This window comes from Neobacillus sp. GCM10023253 (assembly GCF_042653105.1).
GTDB lineage: Bacteria > Bacillota > Bacilli > Bacillales > Cytobacillaceae > Neobacillus > Neobacillus citreus.
The window spans coordinates 1192653-1205357 of record NZ_JBHSHV010000003.1 but is presented as its reverse complement, the minus strand read 5'-3'; the positions used below and the strand labels follow the sequence as shown (position 1 = coordinate 1205357).

The following is a 12705-nucleotide window of genomic DNA, read 5'->3' as shown; positions in this document are numbered from 1 at the left end:
TGACAAACAGATTAAGGGGGATTTAGATTGGATTCTAAGTTTTCAAAGCCGAAAGGATTCGGAGAAATACTCGATCATACATTCAGTTTAAGTAAAAACAGATTTAAGGATTTCTTTATGATTTTCCTCTTGCTTTTAGGTCCTGTTTACTTATTACAAGCCATCATATTATTAATATCAGGAACAAGCTTCTTTAGGGAAGTGAAAGGCGGTGGTGATTGGTTTGAGCAATTCATGACCAGCTTTGAAAATCAAGGAACCTTTGACGCCGGAAGCATTGGGGCTGACATTGGAATGGCGGTGATTGGGCTAATCACAGTGATTCTTGGTCCGATCACAGAGGCAGCTATTCTTTTTGCCGTCAATCATATTCGCAAAAATGAGGAGTTTACTGTCGGGTCGGTTATCAAGCAAGCCCTATCACGGTTCTGGCCAATGCTGGGCAGCAGTATTTTATTTGGATTGCTAGCCTTTGGCATCATGCTGGTTCCTATTTTAATCATCGCCTTTTCAGGAGTAATTGGCTCCATGGCCAATCCCGTTTTAGGCATATTATTAGCTATCGGGTTATTTCTAATCTTTGCACCAATAATAGCCTACTTTTTAACGCGCTGGAGTTTTTATTTCGGGTCGGTAGTTCTTGACAGACAGTCACCAGGATTCGGCAGAAGCTGGAGATTGACCAAGAAACGTACATGGCCGCTTATGGGACTTTATATTATTTTTTATTTAATTATTACTATTATCAGCTTCTCAGTGGAAGGGACAATTGGGTTAGCTTTAGGAAATAGCGTATTGTTTACGATTATTTCAAATCTTGTGACCTTAGTGACAACAATGATTTTCTCAGTTGGATATGCCGTGATGTACCTAGATTTAAAAGTGCGCCACGATGCCGATGATTTAAAGGAAATGATTGAAGACTATGATCGTACCTCTTTTTTAAATTAGGTGATTGAGATGCTTACTACTGAAAAAGCACGGGAAAACCTAGAGAAAATTTTGAACGAAAAGGAATATCGGGTTTATGACAAAGCTTCTAAAGGCCTTTTGGCTGAATGGTGGGAAAAGGCTAAGCAGTGGATTGCGGACAAGTTAGCCGGTTTGTTTCCATCAATTGAATCTTCCGATAACGCCGCAAGCTCTATTTTAATCGCTGTCATTATTGTGGTCATCGTTCTATTGGCTTTAGCTGTATTTTTTCTGATTCGTCATTATAAAAGAGAACGGGTTCTCCGAAGCAAAAAACCGCTTCAATCTTTAAAGGATATAAATTGGACTTATCATGAGCATTTAAAAGAGGCAGAAAAGCTAGAAACTGCAGCCGATTATTCAGCTGCAACACGACACCTGTTTTTGGCCCTGCTTCTTTTCTTTCACGATAAAGGATGGCTTGAGGCAAGAAAATGGAAGACCAATTGGGAGTATTATGAGGAGCTTAGAAAAGAGAATAAACAGCTGGCCGGCCAATTTTACCATCTCGCGCATTTTTTTGACGAAGTGACTTATGGCGAAAGGGAGGCATTTCAAGAGGAATACCGGCAGTTTCAATCTGTTGTTTTGAGTCTGTTGTCGGAAATGAACAAGGAGGGAGGGGGAACCGTTGCACAAGGCTAGAAAGGATTGGCTTTGGTTCGTTATAGTAATAGTTGTTTTTTTGCTTTTAAGCTATTTCACCTTTACTCCCAAGCCGAAAGTATATCCGAATTACGTAACTGAATCTCCTTCCCCAACTGGGACAAAGGGCTTTTATACATATTTAAAACAGGAAATGAGTGCAAAAAGCTGGAACCATTCGCCTTCTTTATTGCCAAAGAATAAAGAACAGCAGCTATTAATTATGGTGGAGCCGGGAGATTTTACTGAAAAAGAGGAAATCAGCTCATACATCGATTTTATCAAGGAAGGAAATTCGCTTCTATTGCTTACTCAAAATCCAGATGGTCTGTTTGATTTAAGGACAAAAGAATTGGAGAAAGATATACCATCTCCAGAAGCCTTAAAAATCTATGGAAAGGGCGGAAAGGCAGCACAAAAGGCGGAAGTCCAATCATACGTTCGGCTACAGCCTCGTAACGGAGAAGATACTTTATTGCACGATAAATACGGACCTGTTGCATTGAAACGTACTGTTGGTAAAGGCCAATTAATTGTCGCGATTACACCAGAATGGATAACGAATGGCAAGATTTTAAAAAACGACCATTTACCACTGTTGATTTCGCTGGTTAATGAAACCAACTCCAAGACAATTCTGTTTGATGAGTATGTTCATGGCGAGCAAACAACTTCAACATTTTTATCTGCTTTTCCAAAGTGGTTTTTACTGTTGATGTTTCAGGGAATATTGATAGCTTTCATTTGGCTTTGGAATAAGGGCAAACGGTTTGGCCCAATTATGGTTCCACGGGAAGAGATGGTCCGTTTTAGTGATGAAGGTATTCGCGCGATAGCAGCCTGGTATCTTCGGGGAAGACGATATCAGGATTCATTGTTAATTCAAGCCGATTATCTGAAGCAGCTCCTTCAAGAACGATGGCAGGTTCCTTATCACAAAGAATGGCAGGATATTTGGGGATATTTAGAACGCAAATGGACGGGAAAAAAAACTAATGAGATTCGCTTATTTCTTCAGGAATTGGCAATAATTCTCGATAAAAACCAAATCACTAAACAGGAATATTTGCTTTGGTCTAAAAAGTTAGACCAGTTACAGAAAGAGGTGGAACAAGGGTGAGGACAGAACTAACATCCCTATTGGAACAGTATGAAAGGCGAATTTTAGGACAAAATCTCAATTTACGATTGTTATTATCCGCGATTTTAACAGGCGGCCATGTCCTGCTCGAAGGGGTGCCAGGCACCGGGAAGACTCAAATGGTCCGTACGCTTGCAGGACTGCTTGGCGGCGATTTTACCCGCATACAGTTTACACCGGATCTGCTCCCAAGTGATATCACCGGCAGCATGATTTACAATATGAAGGAAGGCTCCTTTCAAACGTTGAAAGGCCCTATTTTCACCAATATTTTATTGGCCGATGAAATTAACCGGACACCAGCCAAAACACAAGCTGCCCTGCTTGAGGCGATGGAGGAAAAACAGGTGACCATCCAAGGAGAAACCTATATGCTGCCGGAAGTATTTTTTGTGGTGGCGACACAAAACCCGATTGAATTTGAGGGGACCTATCCACTGCCCGAAGCCCAGCAGGACCGATATTTATTTAAACTTCAGGTTGATTTTCCATCCTTCGAAGAAGAGAAAAATGTATTAAAACAAGTGATTGAGAACAACTTTAACAGGACTAAAGTTTCTCAAATAATGGATTTAGACACGTTCGTGGCAATCAGAAAAGAAATTGAAGATATTACAATTAGTGATAATGTACTTGATTACATTATGAAAATCGTCAGGAAAACAAGGGATACGGACATGATTCACTTTGGTGCTAGTACCAGGGCGGGGATTTCGATTGGTAAAGCAGCACAGTCTTGGGCCTATTTGTCAGACCGAAATTATGTGACTCCAGATGATATCAAAATGGTTGCAAAGCCTGCTTTACGTCATCGGATTCAGTTATCTCCTCATGTAGAATTGGAGGGAGCAACCGTTGACCAAATCATCGAAGAGCTTGTGGGCTCGGTTCCTGTTCCAAGATAGAGGTATACTGCCGACGAAGCGGCTGATGTTGATTTACCTTGTGCTAACTATTCTTTTAACACTGGGGATATTAAGGGATTTATCATGGTGGTACGTCTTTATGATTAACATTGTTGTTTTTTTCATCAGTCTGGTTGATTTATTGTTCTCAGCGAAAAAAACACAGCTTTCCTTCAAGCGGACCATAACGGAGGAAATGGAACGGGGACTTACCTATCCGATTACGATTGAGGTTCGCAATCATTCTCCATATTCACTAAACTACCGATTCATTGATGGTCTGCCGCAAACCTTTACAAAGCCGTTTCCGATATCCGGAAGGGGTCAGGCGGATTCAGCCAACGTCATTAACTATGAAACGGTACCTGCTGAGAGGGGAAAATACGAAATCAATAAGCTGTACTTCCGTTATCGAAGTGTAATCGGCCTGTGGGAAAAGCAAGTAACAGTAGATTTAACTGGTTCAGTGAAAGTGATTCCCGATCTAACGGAAACAAAGCAGTATCTAGAAAATGCCCAGCATTATTTATTGTATGAAGGCATGCAAATTCGCAAACAGCAAAGCGGGGTTGGGGAATTTTCGAAAATCCGGAGCTTTGTAGTTGGTGATGATCCGCGGAAAATTAACTGGCGGCAAACGGCTAAGCTTCAGGAAGTAATGACAAACGAATATGAACCAGAGCATGGTAAGTATATTACGATTTTGCTTGATTGCGGCCGTATGATGGGGGCAGAACTGAAAAAAGGCAACCGATTAGAAAAAGCCTTGGAAGCTGCCGTAACCGTAGCCGCTGCTGCTCTTCAAAAAGGGGATTATGTGTCCGTTCTAGCTTTTTCAAATGAAATTAAGGCTTTTGTTCCACCTGCCAAGGGAATGGCTCATCTGCAAACCATTCTCCACTCCATTTACCATTTAAAAGTAGATGCAGTAGAATCCAACTATGCAGCGGTTCTTCAATATTTGGAAATGGTACAAAAGAAACGAAGCCTGCTTTTATTATTTAGTGATATACAGACCTTTCTACATGAAGAAAATGCCCTTGCCTACCTTAAACGGCTTCGAAAGCGGCATTTATTTTTCATGATCGGGGTTGAAGACCGTACTCTGATGAACAGAACAAAAGCGGAGCCGATTGATGTTCAAGCGGCTATGTTAAAAAGTATTGCCCAGCAGCAAATGCTTTTCAAGAAACGGGAGAAAAACAAATGGGAAAAGCAGGGCCTGCCAATGATAGAGGCCCGTGAGGAAAAATTAGCGGTTACCGCTGTGTCCCATTATATGGAGATAATGAATCAGAATCTTTTATAGCATGACTGTGTTTCAGTTTTCCAAACACAATATAAAGAACTAAACCCAAAACAGTCAAGATAGCTACCATATATTTAGCTTCAAGCGAGATGGCTGCCGGTGTGATAAAACCTTCAATGATTCCGGCGATGATGAATAATGGTATAGTTCCAAGGAGCAGCTGAACAGAGCGTTTTCCGTGTTCCTTCAATTGGTACCCTCTTGAGTACGGGCCAGGTACAAAGAGCTTATAGCCCATTAACAGCCCAGCCCCGCCGGCAATAAAAATGGCTGTAAGCTCAATCATTCCATGGGGAACAATATAGGCCCAAAAATCATAGGCTTTGCCGTGATGCCAGAAAAGCGCTGCAAGAGCTCCAATGATAATGCCGTTGTAGATAAGCAAATAAACAGTTAATATTCCAAAGGTTATACCACCAGCGAAGGCTAGTATGGCCACTTTTATATTATTCGTCATGATACTAGCCGACATGAGTGAGGAATCGACCGTACCATCCCTACTTCCGAGTTGTTCCGGGTCAACCCCTCGGGCAATTTCTGGAGGAAGAATGGAATAAATATGGAGTGGGTCATTCAAGACGGAAAGAAAGCTGCCAATCGCGCCGATTGCAAACAAGATCATCGCGGTCACAACGAATTTCCATTGTTCTAATAATAAGCCGATAAACTTGGCGGCGAAAAAATGACGAATTTGTTTAACGCTTGATACCTGGTCTTTATATAAAAGATTATGCGATTTTGAAACAAGTCCATTCAAATATTGCGTTACTTCGTCATTAGGAAAATACGTTTGGCTATAAGAAAGATTCTGCGCCGCTTTCTGATATAGGCGTGAGAAGAGTATAATGTTGTCTCCAGTTATCGTCTTCCTGCCCTTGCTTAGTGTTGCGATTAACTGTTCAAGCTGTTTCCATTCTTCGCGATGCTGCTTGATAAATTGTTTAACATTCATTTTTTCACCATCTTTTGCCGTTAATGCTTGCTTCTATTCCTTATTATAGTAATTTTGTAGAAAAATAGGAAACCTTATCATCTAGAAAGGGGAGAACCCTGTTGAATCATGAACAAATGGATATTAAAACACCGGAATACGTCTCACTTCAGTTTAGCCTGGCCGGATTAGGCAGCAGGGCTGCGGCATTTATTATAGATCAATTAATCTTAATGGTGTTTAATATTTTGTGCATTATTTTGGTTATCTTCATCATGAAGGGTATGTCGTCTTTTCCATTTTTTTTAGAAGAGAATACTGTCCCTTTTGCCATTGCTATTATTGTGATATTCGTGATTAATTGGGGCTACTTTTTTGCCTTTGAATTTTTCTATGGCGGCAGAACACTGGGCAAGAAATGGATGGGCATCAGGGTTATTCAAGAAAATGGACACAGCATTACCTTGCTTTCAAGCTTTATCCGCAATCTGATGCGAATTGTTGATTCTCTGCCAGCAGGGTATTTTCTTGGAATGCTGATGGTGTTTTTTCATTCCAAGCATAAGCGACTAGGTGACCTAGTTGCTGGGACGGTTGTGGTTCATGAACGGGGTACTAAAGCTAAGAAAAAGCCATCTGGAATTGTGAAAGAAATCCTAAATAGGGATCTTTCCAAGGAGGATTTAATCATAGATGAATGGGCGCTAAGATCGTTAGGAATGAAGGAGTGGAAGTTGATTCGTACATATGCGCATCGCTTTGTTCAGCTTCCCATTGAAGAGCGGAAACAATTAACCGGGCAAATTGCTGAGATTATGCTTCCAAAAATCGGTGTGGAAGCAACTGGTCACAGTGATATAGAGCTTGAAAACTTGCTCCTGTTACTTTACTTACATTTACGTGAGGAATGGGAGTTTGAACTTTAAATAAGTAACATGAAACGGGCAGTGATCAGTGATTGCGCTGCCCGTTTATTTATGCCGATGACTATTCTATTGAAGCGGGTACGGAAACTGGCTTGAGTAATTGCTAAATTGCTGATGGGCTTGATTGACCTTCTGCTGTTCCTCAGCCTCAAGTTTATACCATCCATTTTGGAACATTAGTTGGAAAAACTCCCGGCTGCTCTGGTGAGTTTCATTTAACATCTGCAACAGGTCAGTGTGCAGCTGCTGATGGCTTGCTTCACGTACGGCAATGTTTAAACTGTCTGTGATATATTTGCAGGTGCTTAGTGCATCATTTAAAAAATCACGATCGTTCATTTCCGGACCTTTAACTTTTGGCAATTGTCCTGTTTGTGGATTGGCAATCTGGTTAGGATTCTGAGACTGCTGCATTTGTTGACCTTGCTGCATTTGTTGAGTCTGTGGCATTTGCTGGTTTTGCACTTTTAAATACCTCCATTCTAATGCATTTGCTGTTGTTGCTGCTGCGCATTTTGCATGCTGGATAATACAGCATTATTATTAACTTGTAGATGAGACAGCAATTTTTGATAGTGCTTTTGATGCATTTGCCCTGCTTGGTCGAGAGCTTGCTTAACATCCTGATTAGTTGCGTGCTCAGCTAAAAAATGTAGCTTTTTAAATGCGAGAAGCTCCCAAGACATGGCATCTTTTAAATACATAAGATCTTTGGTTGTGATCGCCTGAGGCGGTTCGGGAATCGGTACTTGATTGGTTTGCACCATAAAATCTCCTTTCAAAATTCATATCAATTCATATTTATAATGAACTATTTTCCTTTTTTTTATGTAAATATCTCTTTGCATGGCGCTTTTTGTCAAATCCATGCGACTTTTGTTGTGTTTGAAAAATAGGAGTCGAAAAATATAGGTTTGGGATGTATAATAAGAACTTGTGATACTAATAGAATGTGAAAGGAGACTGTCTTAATGGAATGGACATTAACCATTTTGTTTGTTGTATCCATTTTGCTGCTGATATTCTCAATCCTGAAAGAACGGCAAACTGCTAAGAAAAACCATAAAGAAATTGACCTTGTTCATATATCTGTGATGAAAGAAATAAATGGGATGCAAGAATCGCTTCGCAACATGGAAATTGATTTGGAAATTGTCACAAAAGAGACGGGAGTTCAGCTATCCACGGAGGAAAAGGTATTAAAGCGTGAAGTACTAGACTTATACAGACGCCAATACTCCATTGATAGCATTGCTCAACAAAAACAGGTTTCCGAAAATGAAGTCAAGCAGATTATCGCTGTTTACCAATCATCACAAGCTGAAGGGAGACTGGTTGCCAATGAAGGTTAACCTAATCAGCAGTTTTTCAGCGGGTCTTCTATTGGCGACAGGTATCTGCACCATTGCTTATTTTTCAAGTGACAGCCATGTTTCAAAGGCGGCAGGACAGCCAGCATCAAATCAGGCTTCTGTATCAAAGGATGAAATGAAAAAGCAGCTTACCGACGCAGGATATATTGTGCAAACAAAAGATGAGTATAACAAAAATCTAGATGCCGCGAAAAACGGTACGGCTCAACAAGAGGCTGCCCCTCCAGCGGATGCACAGCAGCAAAATGTATCACAAGCAGTCATTAATGTTGCAGACGGCATGACAAGCATTGATGTCGGGAGAATGCTAGTATCAGCTAATCTTGTTCCTGATGCTTTCCAATTCTCAAAAGATATCGAGGCGAGAGGACTGCAAAACAAATTACGACCAGGTACATATACTGTTGATAGCGGGATGTCATATGACCAAATCATAGCGGCTATTTTTCACTAGAAGAAAAAAGACACTTTCCAATCGGAAGGTGTCTTTTTTTAACACTATTTTTCGATTTGAATCATCTCATTATTATGGCTAGCAAGAGATTTTGATTTATTAAATGCCAAGACACCGCCAAACCATACAAAGACTAGATGAATATAGGCGAAAGAAATCTCAAGCAAGTGAATATGAACTGGAACGATAAAGCTGACAATTTGAATGGCCAATACAACTAAGAGAAAGATAGCTGGCGCTTTCGGTAAAACTTTTGCTTTTAATGAAGATATACCCAACAATAATAGACCTAAAAGAATTCCTGGAACGAGTGGGATGAAAATAGCCAGCTGAAGCGGATATTTATCAACAGCCATATTGTTAAGAAGATCGCTGACATGCTGAAGGTCTGCTGAAGTATGAACGAAATCAAAGATAATCGGATAGGCAATAATTTGAACTGGACCATGAAAAATTTCAAGCATCAAACCGGTGAAGAGAAGAGGAAAGGCAAGCCAGCCCCACCATTTCAATCCAGAAGACTGTTTTAAAAATAATGCAGGCAGCCCCATTAAAATAAACGTAGATGCATAGGCTAAAAGAACGTGAATATTGACAGCACTTTTTAGGAAATCGGGAATATCTTTTACCGATTCAGGAACATCACCCAAATGAATTAATTGTCCCGTAAATCCCATAATTCCCCCTAACAATAACATGATCCCGCTAAACTTAAGATATCCCTTTGGAATACTCATTTTTCATTCCTCCTGTTTGATTTAATTATCTTCACATGAATCATACCATCCCACTAATTCCCGGCCGATAGAGGGTTTTTTTCCCGAAAACAAGGAAATCGGAAGGGAATAAAAATAATTATTTACAGAAAAATCAGATTTTTGCTACAATTTTCCTATCATAGATGAACAGGAGCGTTATAATCATGAAAGCTTCTCAAAATCAATCCAACGCAAAATGGAATGTCTATACAAAGTGGGGATTGTTAACATTTATTTTGCTTACTATAATCCTCTTTACAATAAGTATCCCAGTCTATTATCACTATATAAAAGACCAATGTATTAGCAAATCCTGTGAAGCTTTTTATAATCCTCCCCCTGGGACCAAGTGGCTTGCGGTTCAAGGAATAAGTCCATCCGAATACTCATTTGCATATGTTAGCATTTATGTGTTGTTTGGTATCGTATTTATTACGGCGGGATTGATTCTATTTTGGAAAAAATCAACTGAGCTTATGGGGATGCTTGGGAGTTTTATGCTTGTTTCATTGGGAGGAACCTTTACACCAATAATGGAGGGGATAAAACTCAGTTCACCGTTATTGGTTTATGTGGTTAATATAATTGGAGCAGGCGGCATGGCAGCTTTTATCCTTTTCTTTTTTCTGTTTCCAAATGGAAGATTTGCTCCGAAATGGTCCAAATACCTTTGTTTTCTGCTCATCATCTTGCGTGTTCCAGGAATGATTTTTCCAGATACATATGTTGATTTAGAGTATGTATCAAAGCTATGGGGATTTGGTTCTTGGTTTATTCTGTGGATTGGCAGTCTTCTTTTTGTACAGATATACCGCTACAGATATGTAATGGCGCCGTTGGAAAAACAGCAAGCTAAATGGGTAGTTTACGGTGTGGTCATGGCACTTGCCGGCTTAGTTAGCGTGACCGCCATTTTTGTAAGTACGGAAAAATCAATATCTTCAGACCCATATCAATTGTATTATATAGAAATTGCCGTTCACACCTTCATGATTCTGATTCCAGCTGCTATTTTGATAGCGATGATGAAGCATCGTCTCTGGGACATTGATATCATCGTCAATCGTACACTAGTATATGGGATCATGACAGCGAGTACGGTTATATTTTATGTCCTGGCTGTTTGGTATTCCGGGTTACTGCTGCAAACGAATAGCCATTTAATCAGTTCCCTAATTGCGACAGGGATCGTGGCGGTTTTATTTTCTCCGATAAAGCAAAGGGTCCAACGATTTATTAACAGAAGGATGTATGGGGAAAATGACGACCCATACTCTGTCCTGCTTAGGTTGGCACAGGAACTGGAAAACCCTATGGAGCCTGATTCCGTATTATCTTTGGTAGTGAAGACAATCAGAGATTCGCTTAAGCTTCCATATGCCTCACTTTCCGTGTATCAAGATGGAAAGGTGATTATGACGGCAGAGGAAGGCAATGATAAAGGGATTCCACTAACGTACAAATTACTATATCGAGGAGAAGAAATGGGCGATTTGAAACTATCACCACGTTCACCTAGTGAAGCGCTCACTGTTTCCGACCGAAAATTTTTGGATATGCTTGTCCGCCAAGCAAGCGTCGTTGTTCATAGCGCAAAGGCTTCCATTAGTTTAAAGCTTCTGGCTGCTGATTTACAGGAATCTAGGGAAAATCTTGTTTTGGCTAGAGAGGAAGAAAGAAGGAAGCTTAGAAGCAATCTTCATGATGGGCTGGCACCACGGCTCGCTGCACTTGCCTTAACTGCCGCAGCAGCTGAAGACCTGGTCGAAAGTAATCCGAATGCCACTCGAGAAATACTAGGGGAATTGCGTAGCACTATACGCCAGACTGTTTCAGAAATTCGCAGCCTGGTCTATGACTTACGTCCGCCAACATTGGATGAGATGGGCTTGATTGGGGCCATTCATGAGCAAATAAAGGCGTTGTCCTTTAGCAATTCGGAAAAAATCAGCTTTACATTGAACGTACCCGAAACTATGACTGTTTTACCCGCTGCAGTAGAGGTTGCTGCCTTTCGTGTCACGACAGAAGCGATTGTTAATGTAGTAAGGCATTCTAAAGCAAAAAACTGCATTATTAGTATTTCTGCAAATGGAAAAGGATTGCAGATAAATGTGGAAGATGACGGGATTGGACTCCTTACATCACGAAAAAGAGATTCCATTAATGGAGGCATTGGAATCGGGTCAATGAAAGAAAGAGTAAATGAACTGGGCGGTAGTTTCCTGCTTGAGACAAATAAATACGGCGGAACAACGATAGCTGTATCTTTACCGGTAAATTCCGATAATATGGGGGAGAGAGATGAAAAAGCTTAAAATCCTAATTGCTGATGATCATCCATTATTTCGGCATGGTGTGAAAACACTCTTTATGACAACACCAGAAATAGAGGTTGTGGGTGAAGCGACATCTGGAGAAGAAGTAATCCAGCTTGCTCAAAAATTGGAGCCAGATGTTATCCTAATGGACCTAAGAATGCCAGGCTGCAATGGAATCGAAGCAACCAGAGAGATCATGAAAGATAATCCAAATACTCAAATCTTAATATTAACAATGTTTCAGGACGATCATTCTGTTTTTGCAGCCATGAAGGCTGGGGCAAAAGGTTATGTCCTAAAAGATGCGGAGAAAGACGATTTATTAAATGCGATTAAAACAGTGGGGAATGGAGGGGCTATTTTTAGCCCGGGAATCGCTTCGAGAATGATTGACTATTTTTCGATGGCACGCCCCGCAGCACCGAAGGAGGCTTTTCCTGATCTGACGGAACGAGAAAGGGAGGTGCTTTACCTAATGGCTGATGGCTTGAACAATTCTGGGATAGCCGCGAAGTTAAATATAAGCGGAAAAACAGTATCTAATTATGTCACAAACATCTTAAATAAACTTCAAGTGGCTGACCGAGAGGAAGCAATCGAATTGGTAAAGGAATCACGGCTAGGGAGAGAGGACGAGGATTAAGATACAAAAAGACACTTTTCACTTGTTGGGAAAGTGTCTTTTTGTGGCTAACGTAATTTATTCACATACTCCTGTACCATTTCAGGTGTAACATTTTTTCTGATTGATATAATCCGTAAATTTATCTTATTCATTCTATTTGTTACTTCATTAATTTTATAAGTAGAAAAGGGTTTACCATGTTTGCATAATTCAACTGCTTCTTCAATATACATTTCCCGCTGCTGATCTAGAGCCAAAAACTCCTGATACGATTTATTCTGATTTTCTGCATGCTTGATTAAATCCTTATGTACACTCATGTTTTCACTCCTAAAAAAGACGATA

15 protein-coding genes are annotated in these 12705 nt (G+C 40.4%); 10 read left to right on the top strand and 5 right to left on the bottom strand.

Going from position 1 to position 12705, the window contains the following annotated elements:
• Positions 1 to 27: 27 nt before the first annotated feature.
• Genes ACFPA1_RS06220 through ACFPA1_RS06200 form a run of 5 tightly spaced genes read left to right on the top strand, consistent with a single transcriptional unit; the run spans position 28 to position 4972 of the window.
• Entirely contained in the window at positions 28 to 951 is a 924-nt protein-coding gene (locus ACFPA1_RS06220; protein ID WP_378581728.1) for a hypothetical protein, read from the top strand.
• Between the two features lie 9 nt (positions 952 to 960).
• Positions 961 to 1617, top strand: a complete 657-nt coding sequence (locus ACFPA1_RS06215) for a DUF4129 domain-containing protein (RefSeq protein WP_213140045.1) — start codon at positions 961 to 963, stop codon at positions 1615 to 1617.
• Positions 1604 to 2737 carry a DUF4350 domain-containing protein gene (locus ACFPA1_RS06210; RefSeq protein ID WP_378581727.1) on the top strand — a complete coding sequence of 378 codons (1134 nt, stop codon included), beginning with the start codon at positions 1604 to 1606 and terminating at the stop codon, positions 2735 to 2737. Before ACFPA1_RS06215 ends, ACFPA1_RS06210 begins: the two co-directional genes overlap by 14 nt.
• Positions 2734 to 3663 (top strand): AAA family ATPase, encoded by a 930-nt coding sequence (locus tag ACFPA1_RS06205; protein WP_378581726.1) that lies wholly within the window; start codon positions 2734 to 2736, stop codon positions 3661 to 3663. The genes ACFPA1_RS06210 and ACFPA1_RS06205 overlap by 4 nt, the downstream gene beginning before the upstream one ends.
• Positions 3614 to 4972 (top strand): DUF58 domain-containing protein, encoded by a 1359-nt coding sequence (locus tag ACFPA1_RS06200; protein ID WP_378581725.1) that lies wholly within the window; start codon positions 3614 to 3616, stop codon positions 4970 to 4972. The genes ACFPA1_RS06205 and ACFPA1_RS06200 overlap by 50 nt, the downstream gene beginning before the upstream one ends.
• On the opposite strand, the gene ACFPA1_RS06195 is transcribed toward ACFPA1_RS06200, so the two are convergent.
• The gene (locus ACFPA1_RS06195; RefSeq protein WP_378581724.1) at positions 4923 to 5924 is read right to left on the bottom strand and encodes a stage II sporulation protein M; all 1002 of its coding nucleotides are present in this window, start codon (positions 5922 to 5924) and stop codon (positions 4923 to 4925) included. The two genes, ACFPA1_RS06200 and ACFPA1_RS06195, sit on opposite strands and share 50 nt — an antisense overlap.
• 101 nt (positions 5925 to 6025) lie before the next feature.
• On the opposite strand from ACFPA1_RS06195, the gene ACFPA1_RS06190 reads away from it, so the two are divergent.
• A complete protein-coding gene (locus tag ACFPA1_RS06190; protein WP_378581723.1) occupies positions 6026 to 6829 on the top strand; it encodes an RDD family protein in 804 nt (267 codons plus the stop codon).
• Between the two features lie 66 nt (positions 6830 to 6895).
• On the opposite strand, the gene ACFPA1_RS06185 is transcribed toward ACFPA1_RS06190, so the two are convergent.
• Together ACFPA1_RS06185 and ACFPA1_RS06180 are read right to left on the bottom strand one after the other, a co-directional pair.
• On the bottom strand, positions 6896 to 7243 hold the full coding sequence (locus ACFPA1_RS06185; protein WP_378581863.1) for a spore coat protein: 348 nt from the start codon (positions 7241 to 7243) through the stop codon (positions 6896 to 6898).
• A 68-nt stretch (positions 7244 to 7311) separates the two neighbouring features.
• Entirely contained in the window at positions 7312 to 7596 is a 285-nt protein-coding gene (locus tag ACFPA1_RS06180) for a ferritin-like domain-containing protein (RefSeq protein ID WP_213140050.1), read from the bottom strand.
• A gap of 204 nt (positions 7597 to 7800) precedes the next feature.
• Between ACFPA1_RS06180 and ACFPA1_RS06175 the strand changes: the two genes are divergently transcribed.
• The gene (locus tag ACFPA1_RS06175; protein WP_213140051.1) at positions 7801 to 8181 is read left to right on the top strand and encodes a hypothetical protein; all 381 of its coding nucleotides are present in this window, start codon (positions 7801 to 7803) and stop codon (positions 8179 to 8181) included.
• Positions 8171 to 8656: an aminodeoxychorismate lyase gene (locus tag ACFPA1_RS06170; RefSeq protein ID WP_213140052.1), complete on the top strand. Its 486-nt coding sequence runs from the start codon at positions 8171 to 8173 to the stop codon at positions 8654 to 8656. The genes ACFPA1_RS06175 and ACFPA1_RS06170 overlap by 11 nt, the downstream gene beginning before the upstream one ends.
• A gap of 44 nt (positions 8657 to 8700) precedes the next feature.
• Here ACFPA1_RS06170 and ACFPA1_RS06165 read toward each other — a convergent pair whose 3' ends face one another.
• A complete protein-coding gene (locus ACFPA1_RS06165) occupies positions 8701 to 9393 on the bottom strand; it encodes a hypothetical protein (RefSeq protein ID WP_213140053.1) in 693 nt (230 codons plus the stop codon).
• 185 nt (positions 9394 to 9578) lie between these two features.
• On the opposite strand from ACFPA1_RS06165, the gene ACFPA1_RS06160 reads away from it, so the two are divergent.
• Together ACFPA1_RS06160 and ACFPA1_RS06155 are read left to right on the top strand one after the other, a co-directional pair.
• Positions 9579 to 11732 (top strand): sensor histidine kinase, encoded by a 2154-nt coding sequence (locus tag ACFPA1_RS06160; RefSeq protein WP_378581722.1) that lies wholly within the window; start codon positions 9579 to 9581, stop codon positions 11730 to 11732.
• Positions 11719 to 12378 carry a response regulator transcription factor gene (locus ACFPA1_RS06155; protein WP_213140055.1) on the top strand — a complete coding sequence of 220 codons (660 nt, stop codon included), beginning with the start codon at positions 11719 to 11721 and terminating at the stop codon, positions 12376 to 12378. Before ACFPA1_RS06160 ends, ACFPA1_RS06155 begins: the two co-directional genes overlap by 14 nt.
• A gap of 47 nt (positions 12379 to 12425) precedes the next feature.
• Here the strand turns inward: ACFPA1_RS06155 and ACFPA1_RS06150 are convergent, their stop codons facing one another.
• The gene (locus ACFPA1_RS06150) at positions 12426 to 12680 is read right to left on the bottom strand and encodes a DUF2533 family protein (protein ID WP_378581721.1); all 255 of its coding nucleotides are present in this window, start codon (positions 12678 to 12680) and stop codon (positions 12426 to 12428) included.
• Positions 12681 to 12705 lie beyond the last annotated feature (25 nt).

What these genes read in the sequence shown, in the direction of transcription:
- ACFPA1_RS06165 (WP_213140053.1), bottom strand. Translation starts at nt 9,393, where the DNA reads ATGAGTATTCCAAAGGGATATCTTAAGTTTAGCGGGATCATGTTATTG.
- ACFPA1_RS06195 (WP_378581724.1), bottom strand. Translation starts at nt 5,924, where the DNA reads ATGAATGTTAAACAATTTATCAAGCAGCATCGCGAAGAATGGAAACAG.
- ACFPA1_RS06175 (WP_213140051.1), top strand. Translation starts at nt 7,801, where the DNA reads ATGGAATGGACATTAACCATTTTGTTTGTTGTATCCATTTTGCTGCTG.
- ACFPA1_RS06180 (WP_213140050.1), bottom strand. Translation starts at nt 7,596, where the DNA reads ATGGTGCAAACCAATCAAGTACCGATTCCCGAACCGCCTCAGGCGATC.
- ACFPA1_RS06185 (WP_378581863.1), bottom strand. Translation starts at nt 7,243, where the DNA reads ATGCAGCAGTCTCAGAATCCTAACCAGATTGCCAATCCACAAACAGGA.
- ACFPA1_RS06160 (WP_378581722.1), top strand. Translation starts at nt 9,579, where the DNA reads ATGAAAGCTTCTCAAAATCAATCCAACGCAAAATGGAATGTCTATACA.
- ACFPA1_RS06215 (WP_213140045.1), top strand. Translation starts at nt 961, where the DNA reads ATGCTTACTACTGAAAAAGCACGGGAAAACCTAGAGAAAATTTTGAAC.
- ACFPA1_RS06155 (WP_213140055.1), top strand. Translation starts at nt 11,719, where the DNA reads ATGAAAAAGCTTAAAATCCTAATTGCTGATGATCATCCATTATTTCGG.
- ACFPA1_RS06150 (WP_378581721.1), bottom strand. Translation starts at nt 12,680, where the DNA reads ATGAGTGTACATAAGGATTTAATCAAGCATGCAGAAAATCAGAATAAA.
- ACFPA1_RS06170 (WP_213140052.1), top strand. Translation starts at nt 8,171, where the DNA reads ATGAAGGTTAACCTAATCAGCAGTTTTTCAGCGGGTCTTCTATTGGCG.